At 69.2% G+C, this 18,773-nt stretch carries 19 protein-coding genes; 9 read left to right on the forward strand and 10 right to left on the reverse strand.

Annotated features, from left to right (window positions below; genetic code table 11):
- Window positions 1–6: 6 nt before the first annotated feature.
- Window positions 7–1,185, reverse strand: a complete 1,179-nt coding sequence (locus ACYVOK_RS30610) for a phosphatidylinositol-specific phospholipase C1-like protein (RefSeq protein ID WP_460666049.1) — start codon at window positions 1,183–1,185, stop codon at window positions 7–9.
- 124 nt (window positions 1,186–1,309) lie between these two features.
- Here ACYVOK_RS30610 and ACYVOK_RS30615 point away from each other — a divergent pair, with 124 nt between their 5' ends.
- Window positions 1,310–1,927, forward strand: a complete 618-nt coding sequence (locus ACYVOK_RS30615; RefSeq protein ID WP_460666050.1) for a TetR/AcrR family transcriptional regulator — start codon at window positions 1,310–1,312, stop codon at window positions 1,925–1,927.
- 45 nt (window positions 1,928–1,972) lie between these two features.
- Here ACYVOK_RS30615 and ACYVOK_RS30620 read toward each other — a convergent pair whose 3' ends face one another.
- A complete protein-coding gene (locus ACYVOK_RS30620) occupies window positions 1,973–2,422 on the reverse strand; it encodes a hypothetical protein (protein ID WP_460666051.1) in 450 nt (149 codons plus the stop codon).
- A gap of 94 nt (window positions 2,423–2,516) precedes the next feature.
- A complete protein-coding gene (locus tag ACYVOK_RS30625; protein WP_460666052.1) occupies window positions 2,517–4,421 on the reverse strand; it encodes a DUF5107 domain-containing protein in 1,905 nt (634 codons plus the stop codon).
- A gap of 90 nt (window positions 4,422–4,511) precedes the next feature.
- Between ACYVOK_RS30625 and ACYVOK_RS30630 the strand changes: the two genes are divergently transcribed.
- Together ACYVOK_RS30630 and ACYVOK_RS30635 are read left to right on the forward strand one after the other, a co-directional pair.
- Window positions 4,512–6,167, forward strand: a complete 1,656-nt coding sequence (locus ACYVOK_RS30630; protein ID WP_460666053.1) for an FAD-binding dehydrogenase — start codon at window positions 4,512–4,514, stop codon at window positions 6,165–6,167.
- Window positions 6,168–6,242: 75 nt separating this feature from the next.
- A complete protein-coding gene (locus tag ACYVOK_RS30635; protein WP_460666054.1) occupies window positions 6,243–7,406 on the forward strand; it encodes a tannase/feruloyl esterase family alpha/beta hydrolase in 1,164 nt (387 codons plus the stop codon).
- Here ACYVOK_RS30635 and ACYVOK_RS30640 read toward each other — a convergent pair.
- Together ACYVOK_RS30640 and ACYVOK_RS30645 are read right to left on the reverse strand one after the other, a co-directional pair.
- A complete protein-coding gene (locus tag ACYVOK_RS30640; RefSeq protein WP_460666055.1) occupies window positions 7,390–8,322 on the reverse strand; it encodes a serine protein kinase RIO in 933 nt (310 codons plus the stop codon). The two genes, ACYVOK_RS30635 and ACYVOK_RS30640, sit on opposite strands and share 17 nt — an antisense overlap.
- 168 nt (window positions 8,323–8,490) lie before the next feature.
- On the reverse strand, window positions 8,491–9,216 hold the full coding sequence (locus ACYVOK_RS30645; RefSeq protein ID WP_460666056.1) for an NIPSNAP family protein: 726 nt from the start codon (window positions 9,214–9,216) through the stop codon (window positions 8,491–8,493).
- A gap of 164 nt (window positions 9,217–9,380) precedes the next feature.
- Between ACYVOK_RS30645 and ACYVOK_RS30650 the strand changes: the two genes are divergently transcribed.
- A complete protein-coding gene (locus ACYVOK_RS30650; RefSeq protein WP_165949278.1) occupies window positions 9,381–9,524 on the forward strand; it encodes a GPGG-motif small membrane protein in 144 nt (47 codons plus the stop codon).
- A 72-nt stretch (window positions 9,525–9,596) separates the two neighbouring features.
- Here ACYVOK_RS30650 and ACYVOK_RS30655 read toward each other — a convergent pair whose 3' ends face one another.
- Window positions 9,597–11,018 (reverse strand): aminotransferase-like domain-containing protein, encoded by a 1,422-nt coding sequence (locus tag ACYVOK_RS30655; RefSeq protein WP_460666057.1) that lies wholly within the window; start codon window positions 11,016–11,018, stop codon window positions 9,597–9,599.
- Between ACYVOK_RS30655 and ACYVOK_RS30660 the strand changes: the two genes are divergently transcribed.
- From ACYVOK_RS30660 to ACYVOK_RS30670, 3 genes are read left to right on the forward strand one after another with little or no spacing between them, the layout of a single operon-like run.
- The gene (locus ACYVOK_RS30660; RefSeq protein WP_460666058.1) at window positions 11,017–11,919 is read left to right on the forward strand and encodes a DMT family transporter; all 903 of its coding nucleotides are present in this window, start codon (window positions 11,017–11,019) and stop codon (window positions 11,917–11,919) included. The two genes, ACYVOK_RS30655 and ACYVOK_RS30660, sit on opposite strands and share 2 nt — an antisense overlap.
- Before the next feature lie 9 nt (window positions 11,920–11,928).
- Window positions 11,929–13,224, forward strand: a complete 1,296-nt coding sequence (locus ACYVOK_RS30665; RefSeq protein WP_460666059.1) for a winged helix-turn-helix domain-containing protein — start codon at window positions 11,929–11,931, stop codon at window positions 13,222–13,224.
- A 58-nt stretch (window positions 13,225–13,282) separates the two neighbouring features.
- The gene (locus ACYVOK_RS30670; protein WP_460666060.1) at window positions 13,283–14,248 is read left to right on the forward strand and encodes a TIGR03557 family F420-dependent LLM class oxidoreductase; all 966 of its coding nucleotides are present in this window, start codon (window positions 13,283–13,285) and stop codon (window positions 14,246–14,248) included.
- Between the two features lie 30 nt (window positions 14,249–14,278).
- On the opposite strand, the gene ACYVOK_RS30675 is transcribed toward ACYVOK_RS30670, so the two are convergent.
- The gene (locus ACYVOK_RS30675) at window positions 14,279–14,896 is read right to left on the reverse strand and encodes a UdgX family uracil-DNA binding protein (RefSeq protein ID WP_460666061.1); all 618 of its coding nucleotides are present in this window, start codon (window positions 14,894–14,896) and stop codon (window positions 14,279–14,281) included.
- A 134-nt stretch (window positions 14,897–15,030) separates the two neighbouring features.
- On the opposite strand from ACYVOK_RS30675, the gene ACYVOK_RS30680 reads away from it, so the two are divergent.
- Window positions 15,031–15,825 (forward strand): sigma-70 family RNA polymerase sigma factor, encoded by a 795-nt coding sequence (locus ACYVOK_RS30680; protein WP_460666062.1) that lies wholly within the window; start codon window positions 15,031–15,033, stop codon window positions 15,823–15,825.
- Between the two features lie 67 nt (window positions 15,826–15,892).
- On the opposite strand, the gene ACYVOK_RS30685 is transcribed toward ACYVOK_RS30680, so the two are convergent.
- The 3 genes from ACYVOK_RS30685 to ACYVOK_RS30695 form a co-directional block, all read right to left on the reverse strand.
- Complete coding sequence (locus ACYVOK_RS30685; protein WP_460666063.1) at window positions 15,893–17,065, reverse strand: zinc-dependent alcohol dehydrogenase; 1,173 nt, start codon at window positions 17,063–17,065, stop codon at window positions 15,893–15,895.
- Window positions 17,065–17,388 carry a plasmid stabilization protein gene (locus ACYVOK_RS30690; protein ID WP_460666064.1) on the reverse strand — a complete coding sequence of 108 codons (324 nt, stop codon included), beginning with the start codon at window positions 17,386–17,388 and terminating at the stop codon, window positions 17,065–17,067. Before ACYVOK_RS30690 ends, ACYVOK_RS30685 begins: the two co-directional genes overlap by 1 nt.
- A gap of 79 nt (window positions 17,389–17,467) precedes the next feature.
- Window positions 17,468–18,478, reverse strand: a complete 1,011-nt coding sequence (locus ACYVOK_RS30695) for a DNA topoisomerase IB (protein ID WP_460666065.1) — start codon at window positions 18,476–18,478, stop codon at window positions 17,468–17,470.
- Window positions 18,479–18,566: 88 nt separating this feature from the next.
- Here ACYVOK_RS30695 and ACYVOK_RS30700 point away from each other — a divergent pair, with 88 nt between their 5' ends.
- Window positions 18,567–18,740 carry a CsbD family protein gene (locus ACYVOK_RS30700; protein WP_460666066.1) on the forward strand — a complete coding sequence of 58 codons (174 nt, stop codon included), beginning with the start codon at window positions 18,567–18,569 and terminating at the stop codon, window positions 18,738–18,740.
- Window positions 18,741–18,773: the final 33 nt, after the last annotated feature.

The following is an 18,773-nucleotide window of genomic DNA, read 5'->3' on the forward strand; positions in this document are numbered from 1 at the left end:
CTCAGCTCACCTCTCCGAGACGTTCCCCCGGCACCACGTCGGTGCCGACACAGGATTGCATCGTACGGCGGTGTCCCCCGGGAGCTTCGCGACGAAGTCACTGTTGTACCGCGCGGCCATGCCGGCCACCGGGAAGTCGGTGGTCACCATCTGGGCACCGGAGTCGAGCGCGACGCCCACCCGGCTCAGCTCGCCGTTGAGGACGGTGCTCATCGGCTCGTCGGAGCGGGTCCGGACGATGTACCCCTTCTCGACCAGTCGCTCGATCTCGGCGGAGTTGGCGCCGCGCGGGTCGTTCACCATCGTGACGGCCGCATCCGGCTCACCCTCCGGGCCGCGGGTGAAGACGGCCCGGCCCTCCAGGTTCGGCTTGCCCGCGCGGTACGTGTCGCGGATCGCGCCGGGACCGCCGTTGTCGAAGAAGAACAGCACCTTGCCGCGCGACTCGGCCAGGGTCGGCCAGCCCTTCGTCAGCACCGACTGCTCCAGCGTCAGTCCCGGCCGCCGTACGTCGTCCGGAGACAGCAACTGCTGGTCCGAGAAGACCGAGCGAATCTCCCGGTCGACCGTGTCCAGCTGGCCGGCGTCCCACGGCGGCGCCTTCACACCGCCGGCCGCCACCAGCCGCGGGTCGGACTGCTTCAGCTCCAGCTGGATGATGATCGGCGCGTGACCCGGGTTCGCGGCCGACCAGTCCTTCACCTGGGTCAGGCACTTCACGAACGTCGAGCACGTGGTGCCGTAGTCGAAGTCGGCCCAGTGCAGCACCTTGATCCCGGGCTTGGCCAGGTCGGGGTCGGTGAGCGGACCCTTGCCGGCCATCTTCCGGATCAGCGGATGGGTGTAGAGCCCACCCTGCGGGTCCGGGAACAGGTCGAGCTCGACGGCCCGGATGTTCTGGTCCTCGAGCTGGGCCGGGATGGACGCGTGCGAGTAGAACAGGCCGATCGCGCCCGGGTCCTGGGCGAGCTGGATCTTCTTCTCGTCGTCGGGCGCCTCGCGGTGGTAGGCGTTGTGCGCGCCGATGAACTGGATCTGGTTGAGACGCAGGCCGGAGCCGGTGGTCTGGGTCTGACCTTCGGCGGACTGCGGAGTGGTCCTGGACGTGAGCGCCGTACCGGCGAGACCGGACGCGGCGATCGCGGCGGAGGCCAGGCCGGCGACCACCGTTCTGCTGATGCGCATGACGGGTATTCCCCTCCTCTGGGCGGAGACCAGCTGACCGGCGTCGGTGATGACGCCGATCTGACGGCAATCTGTCACACCCGGGTGGCAACGATGCCCGCCCAGAAGATGGACAATGAGCGACATGGTGACATCGGGGGCGTATCCGTTGCGCCGGATGCCGACGCAGGATCGGGCCAGCCGGCAGGTCGAGCGGATCCTGGACGCGGCCTGTGCCGAGGTGGTCGAACTCGGGTACGACGCCGCGTCGACGAGCGGGATCGCGAAGCGGGCGGAGATCGCGGTCGGCAGCGTGTACCGGTACTTCCCGGACAAGCGGAGCCTGATCCAGGCGATCGAACGGCGGAACCAGGCGCGCTACACGGAGGCGGTCCGGCAGCGACTGGACTCGGTGTCGTCGTGGCGGGAGGCGGTGGACGTCACGCTGGACACGTTCCGGGAGATGCACCGGACCGACCCGGGGTTCAAGGCGGTCGTGCTGAGTGGGCTGGGCGATCCGGACCTGGAGACCCAGCCGGGCGAGTTCGACGACCAGCACGCGGACGAGTTCGCCGAGTTGCTCACGGCCCGCTTCGGTGCGCGTGACAGCCGCGAGTTCCGCCTGGCGGTCACCCTGAGCATCACCATGGGCGAGGCCCTGGCTCACCTCGCCGACCGCCTCGGCCCGGCGGAGGCGGAGTACGTGCTGAGCCAAGGCCGCCCGACCCTGCACCGGCTCCTCGAACCCCACCTGCCGTCCTGAAGGGTAGAAGCCGAAGTGCCAGGGTGCTGAATCAGGTCGAAGGGATCAGGCCTGTGGGACAGGGTCCGAGTTGCGCGGGCCCAGTTGGGGCCAGTGGGTGACTCGGCCGGCGATGCGGGCTCGGCGGGGAGTCCGGACGTTGTAGCTGACGATGACGCGATCGTCCGTGGCGTACGTGATCCGGCTGCCCGCCGGGAGCCGGCGGGCGACCTCGAACGGGCCCTCACCCCGGCGCGTGTAGTACTCGACGATGACCTCGGTGTATTCGGCCGGGGTCCCGCCGTCCAGCCGTCCGCGGATCGGGCCGCGGACCCGGATCACCCGGCCAGCCGTCTTCTCCTCGGCACCCGCCGCCTCGTCCCGCCGCAGTCCGGCGATCACGTCCGCGACGATGCAGGCCGCGACCAGCAGCACCAGGCCGAACCCACCGAGTACGACGATCGTCACCATGGCACTCACCCCCGACGCGCCGCCCGCGAGCGACGCGGTCGTCATTGTCGATTACTGCCCTGCGCGGCCCTTGCCGCACATCGGTGAGACGCTGCCTGGGACTACTCGGTTCCCAAGTCCTGACAAACTTCGTGACCAGTCAGTTGCTCCCCATGCCGAACTGGTACTGCGGCGGCACCGGCCGGTTCGTCCCGAGCGCCGCCTCGGTCTCCAGCCACAGCTCGGCGAGCGGGTTCGCGCCCTCCCGCACGGTCGGCAACTGGATGCCGTCGGCCAGCAGATCGCGAGCGGTCTCGGGATCACCACTGCGCAGCGCGTACCTGATCCGCAGCAGCCGCACGCGGGGATCGTCCGAGTCGGTCACGTCGAGGAGGCGGCCGGCGCGGCGTACATCGACGGCAAGGGCGACATCGACCGCCTCGACCAGCAACTCCACCACGTCGGGCAGCAACTCGACGGCGCGCTCGTAGTACGACAGTTCGCCGGTCACGAAGCCGAGGTTCCGCAGGGCCCACGGGTTGTCGCCGGCCTGCAGCCAAGCCTCGACCGCACCCTCGACATCACCGGCGTAGTGCCGCGCCACACCTCGGTGGTACCGGACGAGCCAGTTGTCCTCGGCCTTCTCCAGCAGCTCCTTCCAGCCCACCAACGTTCCGTCCGGTACGGCGTCCACCGGGGGCAACCGCCCCTCCAGCAACGGCAACCAGGCCCGCTCCCGCGACGTCATGGTGTCCTCGGGGAACGGCGTACCGGCTGAAACCGTCCAGCCGGTCCGCGCGAGCTCCAGCGCACCCCAGCCCGATCCCACCGCGAGCCGCTCGACAGGTGCGGCGTCCACCACCGTCAGCCACGACCGCTCACGGTCCGGCAGGTCGTCGAGCAGCGGTCGCAGGACGGCCGTGCCCGCGGTCCGCGCGGTGGTCCAGTCGTCCGCGTGCGCGGCGGCCGGGTCCACCGAGATCCGCCCGTACGCCTCGAGCCAGTGCCAGCTAGTTGCTGCGGGCAACTTCAAGTGTTCCAGCTGGGTCCGCGCCAGCCCGGCCTGGATCTCGGCGTACCCGTGCCCCTGCAGTCCCGGCGACAACCACTCCTGCCAGCGCCGCCCGCCGGTCCCCTCGCCCCAGACGAACAGCTTCCGCCCTTGCAACCGCTCGGTCGACGCCTGCACCAACCCCTGACCGTCGCCGTCGACCGACGCGATCCACGGCCGCTCACCGGCGAGGGGTTCGAAGAAGAAGTCGACCGCCCGGGGATGCCGCATCGGATAGGTCAGGTCGATGCCCTCGAACTCGGGTACGCCGATCAGGTCGAGCCACCGTCCGGTCGCGTCCGGCCGGTCCGCCCCGGCGTACCCGAAGCGCCATGCCTGGTCGGCCGGCACCAAGACCCTGGTCTCAGGGGACTGCTCGACCGCGATGTTCGACCACCAGTACGCCGGGACTTCGGTGTCGGACGGGTTCTGCAGCCGGACCCCGACGTACAGGTGCTCCGAATCGGCCGGCAGCCAGAAGTCCAGTTGGGTGACGAGATTCCTGGTCCGTTCCAGCTCCCAGAGGCGTAGTACCGGCGTACCGTCCGGGCCGTCGACGCGGGCGGCGTGCATCGGTTCGCAGGTGCCGGTCCAGTGGCCGGTGCTGCCGACGTTCCACTCCACCCCGCCGGCCCACCATGCATTGCGCAGGGCAAGGTTTGCGGGCTGGAAGACGGGATTGCGGTAGAGCAACTCCTGACCGGTGGCCTTGTGGACGAGTGAGTAGAGACGTCCGCCGACGCTCGGCAGCACGGTCGCGCGGAGATGGTCGTTCTCCAGGACGAGCGCGGGGAAGACCCGGTCCCGCAGCTCGCGGTCGTAGCCGTCCTGGTCGAGGCACGGCAGCGTGCTGTGGAGGCGGCCGTACCGGATGTTCTCGCGCAGGTCGGCCGGGAGGCCGGCCAGGTTCTCGACGTTCTTGAGCTCCTGGTGGCTGCGCAGCGGTGCGAGCGGGTTCTCCTCCCCGAGCGACGCGGCGGGCAGGACCAGGTCTTGCGCGGAAAGGATCGTCACGAGTCCCATCCTGACAACTTCGCGCAGGTCCGTCTATCGGTTCCGGTTCTCCGCTATACATGGACCACCTGAGCTGCTGAGGGGACAACCATGGACGCGGATGTGATCGTCGTCGGGGCGGGACTGGCCGGGCTGGCCGCGACCGCGGAACTGGCCGACGCGGGGCGGAAGGTACTGCTGCTGGACCAGGAACCGGAGACCTCGCTCGGTGGGCAGGCGTTCTGGTCGTTCGGCGGGCTGCTGTTCGTCGACTCCCCCGAGCAGCGCCGGATGGGGATCAAGGACTCGCACGACCTCGCCTTGCAGGACTGGCTCGGCTCGGCCGGGTTCGACCGGCTGGACGACGAGGACAAGTGGGCCCGGCAGTGGGCCGAGGCGTACGTCGACTTCGCGGCCGGCGAGAAGCGGCCGTGGCTGCACGCCCAGGGCGTCCGGTTCTTCCCGGTGGTGGGCTGGGCGGAGCGCGGCGGCTACAACGCCGACGGCCACGGGAACTCGGTGCCCCGGTTCCACATCACGTGGGGCACCGGTCCGGGCCTGGTTGCGCCGTTCGAGCGCCGGGTCCGCGAAGCGGCCGAGAAGGGGCTGGTCGAGTTCCGGTTTCGGCACCGCGTCGACGAGTTGACCGTCACCGGTGGAGTCGTCGACGGTGTCGCCGGCAAGGTTCTGGAACCGAGTGACGTCGAGCGTGGTGCGGCCAGTTCCCGGGCCGAGGTGGATGACTTCACGCTGACCGCGCAGGCGGTGATCGTGACGTCCGGCGGGATCGGGGGTAACCACGACCTGGTCCGGGCGCAGTGGCCGAAGCGGATGGGCGAGCCGCCGAAGCGGATGATCTCCGGCGTCCCGGCGCACGTGGACGGCCGGATGCTCGCCATCACCGAGAAGGCCGGTGGCCGGTACGTGAACCGCGACCGGATGTGGCACTACACCGAGGGCATCCGGAACTGGGACCCGATCTGGCCGCTGCACGGCATCCGGATCCTGCCGGGCCCGTCGTCGCTGTGGTTCGATGCCACCGGCAAGCGACTGCCGGTGCCGCTGTTCCCCGGATTCGACACACTGGGCACGCTCGAGCACATCATGCGGACCGGCTACGACTACACCTGGTTCGTGCTGACCCAGAAGATCGTCGAGAAGGAGTTCGCCCTCTCCGGCCAGGAGCAGAACCCGGACCTGACCGGCAAGGACATCCGCGGGGTGCTCGGCCGGGCCCGCGGCGGTGCGACCGCGCCGGTCCGGGCGTTCCTGGAGAAGGGCGCCGACTTCGTCGTCCGGAGCAATCTGCCCGACCTGGTGCGCGGGATGAACGACCTGACCGGTGACAACCTGATCGACTTGGACGACCTGGAGCGCCAGATCCTCGCCCGCGACCGCGAACTCACCAACACCTTCACCAAGGACCTGCAGATCACCGCGTTGCGCGGCGCGCGGAACTACCGCGGCGACAAGCTGATCCGGGTCGCGACCCCGCACCGGATCCTCGATCCCAAGGCCGGTCCGCTGATCGCCGTGCGGCTGAACATCCTCACCCGCAAGTCGCTCGGCGGTCTGCAGACGGATCTGGAGTCGCGCGTACTGCGTACCGACGGCCGGCCACTGCCTGGTGTGTACGCGGCCGGCGAGGTGGCCGGGTTCGGAGGCGGCGGCATCCACGGCTACCGCTCACTCGAAGGCACCTTCCTCGGTGGATGCCTCTTCACCGGTCGTACGGCGGGACGCGCGGCCGCGAAGGCTGTGTCGTAGGAGACCACCCGGAGGCGTGTGGTTGTGTGCCCGGACCCTCTGTCCGCAGGCGGAGGGGACTTCTAGCGTGACGCCATGCGCCGCCTCGCCTTGTTCTCAGCCGTCCTGCTGCTCACCGGTCTCAGCGTGCCGGCCAACGGCCATCGTCAGGTCCGCGTCCCGGGTGCCGAGCACCAGCAGGTCGCGCACCTCGACGACCTGACCACCGCCGGGACCGTCGCCTCCGGTCACACCAATCCGGCCGACTACGCCGGTCTCACGCATTCCGGGTTGCCGCAGCCGTCCGGCGTGCCAGGCGTCCAGATTGACGGGTACTTCCCCGACACGTCGCACACCAACACGAATCACGGCTGGAACCACGACTCGCAGTTCGTCATCCGGCTGCCGAAGAAGTGGAACGGCGGCCTGGTGGTGTCCGGCTCGCCCGGCGTGCGGGCGCAGTACGCGAACGACAAGGCGATCTCGGACTACGTGCTGTCCCTCGGTTACGCCTACGCCGCGACCGACAAGGGCAACACCGGCGCCGCCTTCCACACCGACGGGGTGCGGCCGGGTGACGCGATCGTCGAGTGGAACCTGCGGACGACGCAACTGGCGAGAGCGGCCCGCGCGACCGTCGCGCAGTACTACGGCAAGCCGGCGCGCGAGGTGGTTGCCGCAGGCATCTCCAACGGCGGCTACCTGGTCAGGTGGCAACTCGAGAACCACCCCGAGCTCTACACCCGCGGCGTCGATCTGGAGGGCACTCTCTGGACCGCCGACGGCCCGAACCTCTTCACGTTCCTGCCGCCGGCAATCAGGGGCTACGAGCAACAATCTCCGGAGCTGATCGCCGCGGCCGGCTTCGACCCGCGCTCGGCGTTCCTGTGGGACTACCACTACACCGTCTACTGGAAGCTGACCCAGCGCATCTACGCCGCCGAGCTCGACCCCACCTACACCGGCCGTGAAGCCGACTACGACTACGCCACCAGGACACAAGCGCACCAGGCTGTGCAACGCATCGCGCTGACCGGGAAGATCGGCAAGCCGCTCGTCACGATCCACGGGACCTACGACAGCCTGCTCCCGATCACCCAGGATTCGGATGTGTACGCCGCGATGGCTCGGCGCACCGGGCTGCACACGTACCAGCGGGTCGAGGCAGGCAACCACGTCGACGGACTTGTCGACGCCTACCCCGACCGGCTGGTCCCGCTGGTCCCCCTGTTGCGGCAGGCGATCAGAACACCATCGTGAGCAGGTCGGCGAACAGCTCCTGTTCGTCGACCTCCAGCCCGCGGTTGGTGAACCAGGCCGCCATGTTGTGACAGTCCCGGAGCAGGAAGTCCATCCCCTTCGGGTTGCCGACGATGTCGACCACCTGCGGCAGGTCGATCATCACGATCCGCTCGCCCTGCGCCAGCACGTTGTACGGCGACAGGTCTCCGTGCGCCAGGCCGGCCCTGGCCAGCTCACGCATCCCGTCGCGCAACTGCTCGAAGTACAGACCGAGCAGGTCCTTCGGCGGCCGGACCTGGGCGAGCCGCGGCGCGGCACCACCCTCACCGTCGTCGATGAACTCCATCAACAGCTCGGTGCCGTCGACCTGGACCGGGTACGGCACCGGGACGCCGGCCGTCCACAGCCGGCACAGCGCGTCCCACTCGGCGTACGCCCACTGCCCCGCGGCGACGCTGCGACCGTGCCCGGTCTTCTTCGCCATCGCGCGGCTGTCCCGGCTGTTCCGGGTACGGCGCCCCTCGACGTACGCCGTACTGCGGTGGAACGACCGGTGTTCCTCGGTGCGGTAGCGCTTGGCCGCGAGCAGCGACGACCGGGCCGGGTTGTCGCCGATGGCTTCGACCGCCCGCTCGAGCAGGAAGACGTCGGCTTCCTTGCCGGTTTTGAGGACGCCGAGCTCGGTGTCGATCGCGGCCTGCTCCGTCACGACCCAGCCGGGTCGTGGTTCCGGGCCGCGAGAGCCGCGCTCGACGTCCAGCCAGGTGGACCAGCGCTGGTCCGGGCCGAGTTCCTCGTCCACCGCCTGGAAGCGGAAGACGAACGCGTCGGCCGGATCGGGTTGGGACTCGTCGCGGGTGAGATCGGCCCAGCGGGAGTCGAAGTCGGAAGAGTCAGACAGTTCTGAATCGGGACGAAAGACGTCGGAAGACATCCGGAGTGCTCCTGAACGGTGAGGTGGGACTGACGCGGACATGCCGCAGCACAGTGATGGCCATCCGTCAGCCCTCCTTAGGTCCAGGCAGCGCTCGTCGCCGCACGCGCGATCAGGATGCCGGGCGCCTCCCCGGCCGCGCAACCGATTTAATCCCGGCGCCGCGAACTAGCTGAACTGCGAGCGCGCGGTCGGCCGCAGCCGCAGTTCCTGGGCCGGCTTCACCGAGCGGCGGACCAGCTCCGGCAGCACCTTCTGCTGCCAGACCGGTGCCGCGGCCAGCCGCCGGCGGTGATCGTCGTACGCCGCGTCGTCCGGGAAGCGGGCGAACCAGGCCAGCACCACCTCGTCGCGCAGCGGCAGCGCCGGAAAGTTGTTCTCGGCAACCAATGTCTCGAACACCGCGACCGGTTCGGCACCGCTCCCGACCAGGGCGGGTACGACGTGGTCGGTGAAGAACTCGACGAAGCCGTCGTCCGGTGAACCGCGGTGGTACACCGCCCCGGCGATCACGGAGCCCGGGACCTCCGTCGTACCGATCGGAGGACGTGGTGAATCCAGTCGCGGGTAGCCGTCACGGAGCTGAAGCGGAGTCAGCAGCAACGCGTCGTCGGAGTCGATCATGGTCGCGTTCGCGGCGGCGGAGTGCGCACGCCAGATCGGCCCGCCGTAGAAGGCGCTCAACGCGTCCGCGCGGGTGGGCAGGTCCGCGAAGCCGCGGATCCAGACGAACCGGTCTGGGTCGTCGAGGTCGCGGAACTGGCCGGCGATGTGCATCCCGGTCGCTTCCTGGCCTTCGACGAAGTACTCGTCGAACAGGTCGACCAGGGTGTCGCGCTGTCCTGGATGCAGCGTGTACTGGCGCAGATCCACCACGGCGCAGCACTCGTTCATTCGGCTCCTCCTCAGGGCTCGGCCACACGCAGTCAAACACCAAAACCTGACAGTGTACGTCAGCGTTCGGCACCGGTTCACCGTTTGCGCGGTGGGCACTGGACATGAAGCACGGGGAGAACAGCCGCCGGGTACCCGCCCGGCTCGTGAGGAAAGGAAGGACCATGGGTCTCATCCTGTGGATCATCGCGGCGATCCTCGTGATTGCTGGGATCGTCTCTCTGGTCCGTGGCCAGCTGTTGTGGGGCGCTGCCCTGATTGTGATCGGCCTGCTGGTCGGTCCCGGTGGCGTCAGCATCTTCACCTGACCCGACCGCGCGGAGTGCCTGCCTGTAGTCGTCGCCCCACGCTGCTTCGCGTGGGGCGACGCTCTTGCGGGGTCAGAGCAGCCGCCGCACAGCCTGGTCGAGTCGCTCGACACCACGCGCGATCTCGTCGGGTGACGAGGCCGCCACGTAACTGAGCCGAAGGTGGCGGTCAGGGCCACCCGGGCCGTAGAACGCACTGCCAGGACTGATCGACACCGCGTGACGCAAAGCTTCGGCCGCGGCTTCGTCGTCACGTACGCCGTCCGGTAGCGACGTCCAGACGTGGTAGCCGCCGGGCCGGACGGCATGAATCGTCAAATGCGGGCAACGCTCCGCCAGACTCCGGGTCGTCGTCTCTCGCCGCTCCCGCAACGCAGTCGCCAGCCGGCGCAGATGCGTCGCGTACGACGGCGAGGTCATCAACTCCAGAGCGGTCTCCTGCATCGGTCGCGGCACGAAGAAGTTGTTGACGACATGCGTGTCGCGGAGCCGCTCGAAGGCAGGACCGCGGGCGGTCAACGCCGAGATCCGGAGACTCGGCGAGGCAGGTTTCGTCAGCGACCGGATGTGGACCGCATGGCCGTCCGGATCGTCGGCCGCCAACGGCTGAGGCAGGTCCGGGGCGTCGTCGTGCACCAGCCGACGGGTGAAGTCGTCCTCGATGACGAAGGCCCCGGCGGCACGTACGGCGTCCATCAATTGCGCTCGTCGCGCCGGCGCGAGCACGGCGCCGGTCGGGTTCTGGAACAGCGGCTGACACACCAGCACGCGGGCCCCGGACTCGGCGAACGCCTCCGCGAGCAACTCCACCCGTACGCCGTCCGCGTCGACCGGAACCGGAACACAGCGCAGCCCGGCGGCGCCCGCGGCGGCCAGCGTTCCGGGGTACGTCGGTGACTCGACCAGCACCGCTTGACCAGGGTCCGTCAACGCCCTGAGTGCCGTGACGAGCGCCGTCTGCCCGCCGGAAGTGATCAAGACGTCGTTGGCGCCGAGCGGCCCTTCACGTCCACCGATGTCCGCGGCGAACCAGGCACGCAGTTCGGGGATCCCCTCGGCCGGCGAGCGCGCCCACGTGCCGGGGCGTCGTCCTGCTCGTCCCATCGCGTCGGCCAACGCCTTGCTCGGTTGCAGCGACTCGTGCAGGTAACCGGTGGACAGGTCGACGACATCGTCGGCGGGCGTCGCCAGCATCCGCATCATCGCGGTGGTCGTCGGCCGGTCACCGGCCAGAGCGCCCTGCTGCCAGGACAGATCCGCCGGCGCGAGCGACCGGCGCGGCGCTCGATCGCTCACAAAGACGCCGGACCCTGGGCGGGACACGACAAGACCTTCGGCCGTCAACACCGTCACGGCCCGCGAGAGCGTGACCGGACTGATCCCCCACCGCTTCACCAGCAGACGACTCGCGGGCAGCCGGCCGCCTGGCCCGGAAGCGGCGGCCTCGGCCCGCAACCTCCCGACGACAACAGCCAGACTGCTATCGTCGTTCATGACAGGACAGAATAGCGCTATCGCCCCTGTCCGGGAAGCGATACCGGCCCCGCGGGCCGGGACCCTCGCCGCGCTGCTCGGGGTCGCGTCCTTCTCGCTGAGCTTCCCGGCGACGGTCTGGGCCACGCGCGGCATGGGGCCGTGGACGGCGACGGGCGCGCGCGGACTGCTGGCCGGGCTGCTCGCCGTCGCGCTGCTGGCCGGCTTGAAGGTCCCGTTGCCGCGCCGCGAGGATCTTCCCGGCCTGCTGATCGTCGCCGGGGGCTGCGTGATCGGCTTCCCGCTGCTGACCACGTTGGCCCTGCAGACGTCGACGACCGCGCACTCCGCGGTCGTCATCGGTCTCTTGCCGATAGCAACGGCCTCCGCGGCGGCGCTGCGGACGAAGCGCCGGCTCCCGGGGAAGTTCTGGATCGCGGCGGCGACCGGCGCCGGGGCCGTGGTCGCCTTCACTGTCACCAGGCACCACGGCGCCGTGTCCGTCGCCGACCTGTATCTGCTCGCGGCACTCATCATCTGCGCTCTCGGGTACGCCGAGGGCGGCCGGCTGGCCGGACACCTGCCCGGCTGGCACGTGATCGCCTGGGCCGTCGTCCTGGCCCTCCCGATCAGCCTCACGATCACGCTGCTCGCCGTACCGTTCGAACCTCTTGATCCCAGCCCGGTGAGTCTGCTGGGGCTGGCCTACATCGCGGGGATCTCGCAGTTGGGTGGCTTCGTCGTCTGGTACCGCGGGATGGGGATCATCGGGGTGGCGAAGGCCAGCCAGCTTCAGCTCGCCCAGCCGTTGCTGACCCTCGTCTGGTCCGTCCTGCTGATGGGCGAGCACCTGCCGGTGGCGGCTCCGATCACGGCTGTCGTCGTTCTGCTGTGCATCGTCGTGACACAACGGGCGCGGTAGTTTCGGTCCATGGCAGCGACCGGCGAGACGATCTCGATCGACACCGCGCGCCGGATCGCGCTCACTGCGCAAGGTTTCGGGGAGCCGCGTCCGTCGGGTCGTGTCGACGCCCGTCATCTGCGGAAGGTGATCGAGCGCCTCGGCGTACTGCAGGTCGACTCGGTGAACGTGCTGTGCCGCTCGCACTATCTTCCGCTGTTCGCCCGGCTCGGGCCTTATCCGCGGACGACGCTGGACCGGATGTGCTGGGACGGCCGGGACCGGGAGCTGTTCGAGTTCTTCTGGGGACACAAGGCGAGCCTGATCCCGGTGACCAGCTTCCCGTTGTTCCGCTGGCGGATGCGGGCCGCCGAACAGCAGGACTGGGACGAGGACGCCGAGCTCGACCCGGACCTCACGGCGCCGTGGTCGGTCGTCACCGGGATGCGGCGGCTGACCAAGGAACGGCCCGGGTTCGTCGGCGACGTCCTCGCCGTGGTCGCCGACCGCGGCCCGGTGACGGCCGGCGAGGCCAGTCCGGACGGCGTACGGCGGAAGCGGACGGACCCGGACCCGGATCCGAGCACCGGCCGGATGTGGAACTGGCAGGACGCCAAGATCGCGATCGAGTACCTGTTCTGCGCGGGCCGGGTGACGATCGCGGACCGGCGCAACTTCGAGCGGCTCTACGACCTGACCGAGCGGGTGCTGCCGTCCCGGCTGTCCGAGCCGGAGGTGAGCGCGGGCGAGGCTCGGCGGGAGCTGGTGAGGATCTCGGCCCGCACGCTCGGCGTCGCCACCGCGCGCGAGCTGTGCGGCGCCGGGACCGGCCACTTTCCGTTGCCCACGGCAACCGCCAGGCGGGTGATCGGTGAACTCGTGGAGGCCGGCGACCTGCTGCCGGTCCGCGTGGACGGCGTACCGCAGCAGAGCTACCTGTGGTCGGAGGCCGAGGACCGGCCGGTGGACGCGCGGGCGCTGCTGTCGCCGTTCGACACGCTGATCTGGAACCGTGACCGGGTCCACCGGCTCTTCGACTTCTTTTACCGGATCAGCATCTACACGCCGGCTCCGCAGCGGGTGCACGGCTACTACGTACTGCCGTTCCTGCTCGGCGACCGGCTGATCGCCCGGGTCGACCTGAAGGCCGACCGGCGGAACTCGGCGCTCGTCGTCCCGACTGTCACGGCCGAGCCCGGCGTACGCGCCTCCGGCCTCGTCGAACCACTGGCGGCCGAACTCGCACTGATGGCCCGTTGGCTGGATCTCGACCGCGTGCTGGTGACCGCGGACGGCGATCTCGGCAGGGCGCTGGCAGGCGCATAGCGCGGCGGCTCCGGGGCACCGGGCGGGCAGAACGCCGACGACGTGATCGGGAGACGACGTGAAAATCGGATACTTCCTGTCCAGCGAGGAATACACACCGGCCCAGCTGATCGAGCAGGCTCGGCTGGCCGAGGAGGCCGGGTTCGACGGTCTCTGGATCAGTGACCACTTCCACCCGTGGAACGACGAACAGGGTGAGAGCGCGTTCGTCTGGTCCACCATCGGGGCGATCTCTCAGGTCTGTGAGCTGCCGGTGACGACCGCGGTCACCTGCCCGACCGTGCGGATCCACCCGGCGATCATCGCCCAGGCCGCCGCCACCAGCGCGGTGCTGCTGAACGGGCGGTTCGTCCTCGGCATCGGCAGCGGCGAGGCGCTGAACGAGCACATTCTCGGCAGTGTGTGGCCGACCGTCGACGTACGCCTGGAGATGCTCGAGGAAGCCGTCGAGATCATGCGGCGGCTGTGGACAGAGGACGGGTTCGTCAACCACCGCGGCAAGCACTACACCGTCGACACGGCCCGGATCTACACACGGCCGGAGACGCCGCTGCCCATCTACATGTCCGCGTTCGGCCCGGAGGCCACCGATGTCGCCGCGCGGATCGCGGACGGCTACATCACCACGTCGCCGGACGCGAAGATGCTGAAGCGCTTCCGCGACAACGGCGGCGGTGACAAGCCGGCCCAGGTCGGGTTCAAGGTCAGCTACGCGCCGACCGAGGAAGAGGGCATCGAGCAGGCGCACCGGATCTGGCGCAACTCGGGTCTGCCGGGCGAGCTGTCCCAGGTCCTGCCGTCGCCGCGGCACTTCGAGCAGGCCAGTCAACTGGTGACGAAGGAGTCGACCGCACAGTCGGTCACCGCCGGCCCGAAGGCGGACGCCCACGTGGAGGCGTTCAAGCCGTACATCGAGGCCGGCTTCGACGAGATCTACGTGGCGAACATGGGCCCGCACTCGATCGACATGATGAACCTCTACCGCACCGAGGTGCTCCCGGAACTGCGCCGGATCGCGCGATAGGCGCCGGCTTCCGCGCAGTGGCGGGCGACTCTAGTTCAGCAGGGCGACTGCGGCGCGGAGGTCGTTGACGAAGAGGCTGAAGTCGCGGCGGTACTCCCGGGACCGGACCACGGACGACGGGTGGACCGTCGCGACCGCCGCCCGTCCGCCCGGTAGCTCCTGCGGCAGACCCCGTTGCTCGGTGACCTTGAAGCCCGTTCCGAAGACGGCCCGCGCGGCGACGGCGCCGAGCACCACGATCAGCGAAGGTTTCACGATCTCCAGTTCGCGATCCAGCCAGGGATGACAGGCGCCGATGTGACCGGCCCCCGGCGTCTTGTGGATCCGGCGCTTGCCCTGCCGTTCGTAGCGGAAATGCTTGACAGCGTTGGTCAGGTACACCTCGGAGCGGTCGATCCCTGCTTCCGCGAGCGCCTTGTCCAGCAGGCGTCCGGCCGGTCCGACGAAGACGTGTCCTTCCTTGTCCTCGACGTCACCCGGTTGTTCACCGATCAGCATCATCCGGGCCCGCGCCGGGCCCTCCCCCGGGACGACGCGTTCGGCGTACTCGTAGAGGTCGCACCCGCGGCACTCGGGCAACGCGGCGACGAGTTTCTTCAGGCCGCCGTCGTGCGGCACCCAGGGCGACGCGCCGGTGAAGCTGTTCACGGTTCGCCGGTTCCCAGTTCAAACAGCTGTAACACCTCGGGGGTTGCACGCGGACGCCAAGTCTGGTCTGGTGGAGGTGAGTGGCTCAGCCTGACGCCACGCCCGCAGGACGACACACGACGAGGTCTCTCACCGTGACGATCGCACCTGTCAGTACTGCCGATTCCAAGCAGAGCATCGCCGAGGCCACCCAGGAACTGCTGATCGAGGCCGACGGCACCCCCGACCCCCGCCACCAGGAACTGCTCGACGAGGTCGTCATCCTGAACGCGCCGGTGGCCCGGTCGATCGCCTCGCGCTATCGCAGCAAAGGAGTGGATCCCGACGACCTGGAGCAAGTCGCTTACCTCGGCCTGGTCAAGGCCGTGAACGGCTACCGGCTCGACGCGTCCACGGCCTTCCTGTCGTACGCCGTACCGACGATCAGAGGCGAGCTGAAGCGCTACTTCCGCGACTGCGCCTGGACCGTCCGGCCACCGCGCCGGGTCCAGGAGATGCAAGGCTCCATCGCCGCCGCCGAACCCGAACTGACCCAGCGCCTCGGTCACCTGCCCTCGGAGGAGGAGACCGCACAGGCGCTCGGCACCGATCCCGACGAAGTGGTCGAGGCCACTTCGGTCCGCGGCTGTTTCACGACGCTGTCGCTGGACGCGCCCGGCTCGGTCGACGGCGGCACCAACCTGCTCGACACGGTGGCCGACGCCGAGGACGGCTATGAACTGGTCGAGAACGTGCACACGCTGACGCCGGCGGTGGCAGCACTGGGCGACCGCGACAAGCGGATCCTGGAGCTGAGGTTCTGCAACGGTCTCACCCAGGAGGAGATCGGCAACGAGCTCGGGGTCAGCCAGATGCAGGTCTCCCGTCTGCTCCGCGACATCCTGGAGCGCCTGCGCACACAGTTGGCCGAGCCGTCAGCCGCCAAGTAGCTGCGGATCGGGTACGACACCCATCCACTCGGCCGACGGCACACGTCGGCTCGCAAGTTCCTCCGGGTTACGGCGTCAGCAGCACCTTCACCGCGCCGTCACGCTTCTGCTGGAACATCTCGTACGCCGCCGGCCCTTCGGACAACGGCAGATGGTGCGTGGCGAAGGTGTCCACCCGGAGCGGATCCTCGTCGCCGAGCAACTCCAGGATCTGGTCCGACCAGCGGTGCACGTTCGCCTGCCCCATCCGGAGCTGGATCTGCTTGTCGAACAGCGTCAGCATCGGCAGCGGGTCCGCCATCCCGCCGTACACGCCGATCAGCGAGATCGTGCCGCCCCGGCGGACGGCGTCGATCGCAAGGTAGAGCGCGGCCAGCCGATCCACCCCGACCGTCTGCATGACCTTGCGCTGCAGGGGATCCGGAAGGTATCCGGCGAGCTGCTGACTGACCTTGGCCACCGGGGACCCGTGCGCTTCCATGCCGACGGCATCGATCACCGAGTCGGCACCGCGGCCTTCGGTCCGGTCCCTGATCTCGTCCGCGACGTTGTCGCTGTACCGGAGGACCTCGACACCCTGCACTTCGGCGCGCTGCAGCCGTTCGGGCACCAGGTCGACACCGATCACGCGGTGACCGCGGTGCCGGGCGATCCGGCACGACATGTCCCCGATCGGTCCGAGCCCCAGGACGACAACGGTCCCGCCGGCCGGGATCGCGGCGTACTCCACCGCCTGCCAGGCCGTCGGGAGTACGTCGGACAGGTACACGTACCGCTCGTCCGGCGGACCGTGCGACACCTTGATCGGCCCGTACTGCGCCTGCGGAACGCGGAGGTACTCCGCCTGACCGCCGGGGACCTGGCCGTAGAGCTTGGTGTAGCCGAACAGCGCGGCGCCCATGCCCTGCTCACGCACCTGCGTCGTTTCACACTGCGTCTGCAGGTTCCGCGAGCACATGAAGCACGTGCCGCACGCGATCTGGAACGGTACGACGACGCGGTCGCCCGGCTTCAGGTTGGTGACCTCGGAGCCGACCTCCTCGACGATGCCCATCGCCTCGTGGCCGAGGATGTCACCGGGGTCGAGGAACGGTGCCATCACCTCGTACAGATGCAGGTCGGATCCGCAGATCCCGGTCGACGTCACCTTGATCACGGCGTCGGTCGGCTCCTGGATCCGCGGATCCGGTACCTCACTGAACTCGACCTTGCGTTTGCCCTGCCAGGTCAGCGCTTTCACTAGCGTCCCACGGCCTTCTCGAGCTCGGCCTTGCTCATCTTCGAGCGGCCCTTGATGTTCTTCTGCTTGGCCTCGTTGTACAGCTGCTCCTTGGTGCGGCCCTGCGAGCCGCTGTGGGAGCGCAGGCCGCCGCGGCGGCCGGACGAGATGTCGTGGGTGGAGCTGCGGCTCTTCGTCTTCGCCTCGCCGGACCGCGCCCGCTCCTTGTTCACGGTGCGTGCCGCGATCTCCTCGGCGGTGTCCTCGCTCCGGCCACGCTTCTTCAGCCCGGCCTTGATGTGCTCGTACTGCCGCTCGCGTTTCGGACTGGATCCTGCAGGCATGGTTTGGCTCCTTTCACACCGCCCGCCCGGTACCCGATGCCCCGAGGAGCAATCACCCCGACAGCCCCGGGGGCTGGGGCTAGGCGTCCTTGGTCAGGAGCCTGGTGACCGAGCGTTCCAGGGCCTCGCGGGTGTCCTCGTCGTTCAGGTCGTCGCCGTACCGGTCGACGGCCCGGGCGATCGTGCGGCCTTCCTCGTACTGCGTGACGACGCGAGGATCGATGTACGACGACCTGGCCACGGCCGGCGTGTTGCCGAGATGGTCCGAGACCTCCGCGAGCATCTCCTTCACCGCGGCGTTGAGGGCCTTCTTCGACGTGGGCGGATCCGCCTGGGCGAGATCCACGGCGGCGTGCACGGTGGCGGTCCAGGTGCGCAGGTCCTTCACGGTGAAGTCCTCGCCCACCAGTTCGTGGAACCGCTCGTTGATCATGGTCGCGTCGATCCCGTGGTAGCCCGAGCTGTCCCGGTACACCAGCAGCTCGGGCTTTCCGTGCCGGGCGCGTTTGAGGGAGGAGACCGCGTCCACCAGACGGTCGTCGTCCAGCTCGATCAACCGCCGCACCCCGCCCTTGGCGACGAAGTCGAACACCAGCTTGCCCTTGCGGACACTGACGTCGTCCCGCAGCAGCGTCGCCGCGCCACGGCTGCCGTTCTCCTCGGCGTACTCCGAGTTACCGGTGCGGAAAACGCCGTAGTCGAGCATCCGCAGCGCGACCGCCAGCACCCGTTCGCGGTCGAACCCCGCGCGGCACAGGTCGTGGTCGATCGCCTCCCGGAAATCGGGCAGCTTGCGAGCGAGCCGGCGTACCCGCTGGAACTTGTCGGCGTCCTGGGTGGCGCGCCACTTGTCGTGGTAGAGGTACTGCCGGCGGCCGGCCGAGTCGGTGCCGGTCGCCTGCAAGTGACCGTTCGCATACGGGCAGATCCAGACGTCCTCCCAGGCCGGCGGGATGGCCAGTGCCCGGACCCGGTCCAGTGTCTCCTGGTCGGTGATCCGCCGGCCGTCGGCGTCCAGGTAGCTGAAACCGCGCCCGCGCCGCCGGCGGGTCAGGCCGGGACGGGTCGGATCGCTGCGTCGTAACCGCATACCGACCGATACCCGCCCCGCATGCATGGATCCCCCGCCGGCGGGCACCCGAACCGGGAGGGTGACCGGACCCGGTTAGGAGAGACCCATGGGTATCGGAGACAAAGCCAAGAACGCCGCCAAGGAAGCCAAGGGCAAGGTCAAGAAGGAGACCGGCGAGGCGACCGACAACCGCGACCTGCAGGCCAAGGGTGACACGGAGCAGTCCGTGAACGCCCTCAAGCAGGCCGGCGAGAAGGCGAAGGACGCATTCAAGAAGTAGCAGAGCCCGGAAACAGCCACCCCGGCGCAGATC

This window comes from Kribbella swartbergensis (assembly GCF_054784135.1).

Coding starts and splice junctions, on each gene's coding strand:
- ACYVOK_RS30610 (WP_460666049.1), bottom strand. CDS start 1,185: ATGCGCATCAGCAGAACGGTGGTCGCCGGCCTGGCCTCCGCCGCGATC.
- ACYVOK_RS30620 (WP_460666051.1), bottom strand. CDS start 2,422: ATGACGACCGCGTCGCTCGCGGGCGGCGCGTCGGGGGTGAGTGCCATG.
- ACYVOK_RS30640 (WP_460666055.1), bottom strand. CDS start 8,322: ATGTCTTCCGACGTCTTTCGTCCCGATTCAGAACTGTCTGACTCTTCC.
- ACYVOK_RS30700 (WP_460666066.1), top strand. CDS start 18,567: ATGGGTATCGGAGACAAAGCCAAGAACGCCGCCAAGGAAGCCAAGGGC.
- ACYVOK_RS30660 (WP_460666058.1), top strand. CDS start 11,017: ATGACAGGACAGAATAGCGCTATCGCCCCTGTCCGGGAAGCGATACCG.
- ACYVOK_RS30635 (WP_460666054.1), top strand. CDS start 6,243: ATGCGCCGCCTCGCCTTGTTCTCAGCCGTCCTGCTGCTCACCGGTCTC.
- ACYVOK_RS30650 (WP_165949278.1), top strand. CDS start 9,381: ATGGGTCTCATCCTGTGGATCATCGCGGCGATCCTCGTGATTGCTGGG.
- ACYVOK_RS30690 (WP_460666064.1), bottom strand. CDS start 17,388: ATGCCTGCAGGATCCAGTCCGAAACGCGAGCGGCAGTACGAGCACATC.
- ACYVOK_RS30615 (WP_460666050.1), top strand. CDS start 1,310: ATGGTGACATCGGGGGCGTATCCGTTGCGCCGGATGCCGACGCAGGAT.
- ACYVOK_RS30665 (WP_460666059.1), top strand. CDS start 11,929: ATGGCAGCGACCGGCGAGACGATCTCGATCGACACCGCGCGCCGGATC.
- ACYVOK_RS30630 (WP_460666053.1), top strand. CDS start 4,512: ATGGACGCGGATGTGATCGTCGTCGGGGCGGGACTGGCCGGGCTGGCC.
- ACYVOK_RS30655 (WP_460666057.1), bottom strand. CDS start 11,018: ATGAACGACGATAGCAGTCTGGCTGTTGTCGTCGGGAGGTTGCGGGCC.
- ACYVOK_RS30645 (WP_460666056.1), bottom strand. CDS start 9,216: ATGAACGAGTGCTGCGCCGTGGTGGATCTGCGCCAGTACACGCTGCAT.
- ACYVOK_RS30695 (WP_460666065.1), bottom strand. CDS start 18,478: ATGCGGTTACGACGCAGCGATCCGACCCGTCCCGGCCTGACCCGCCGG.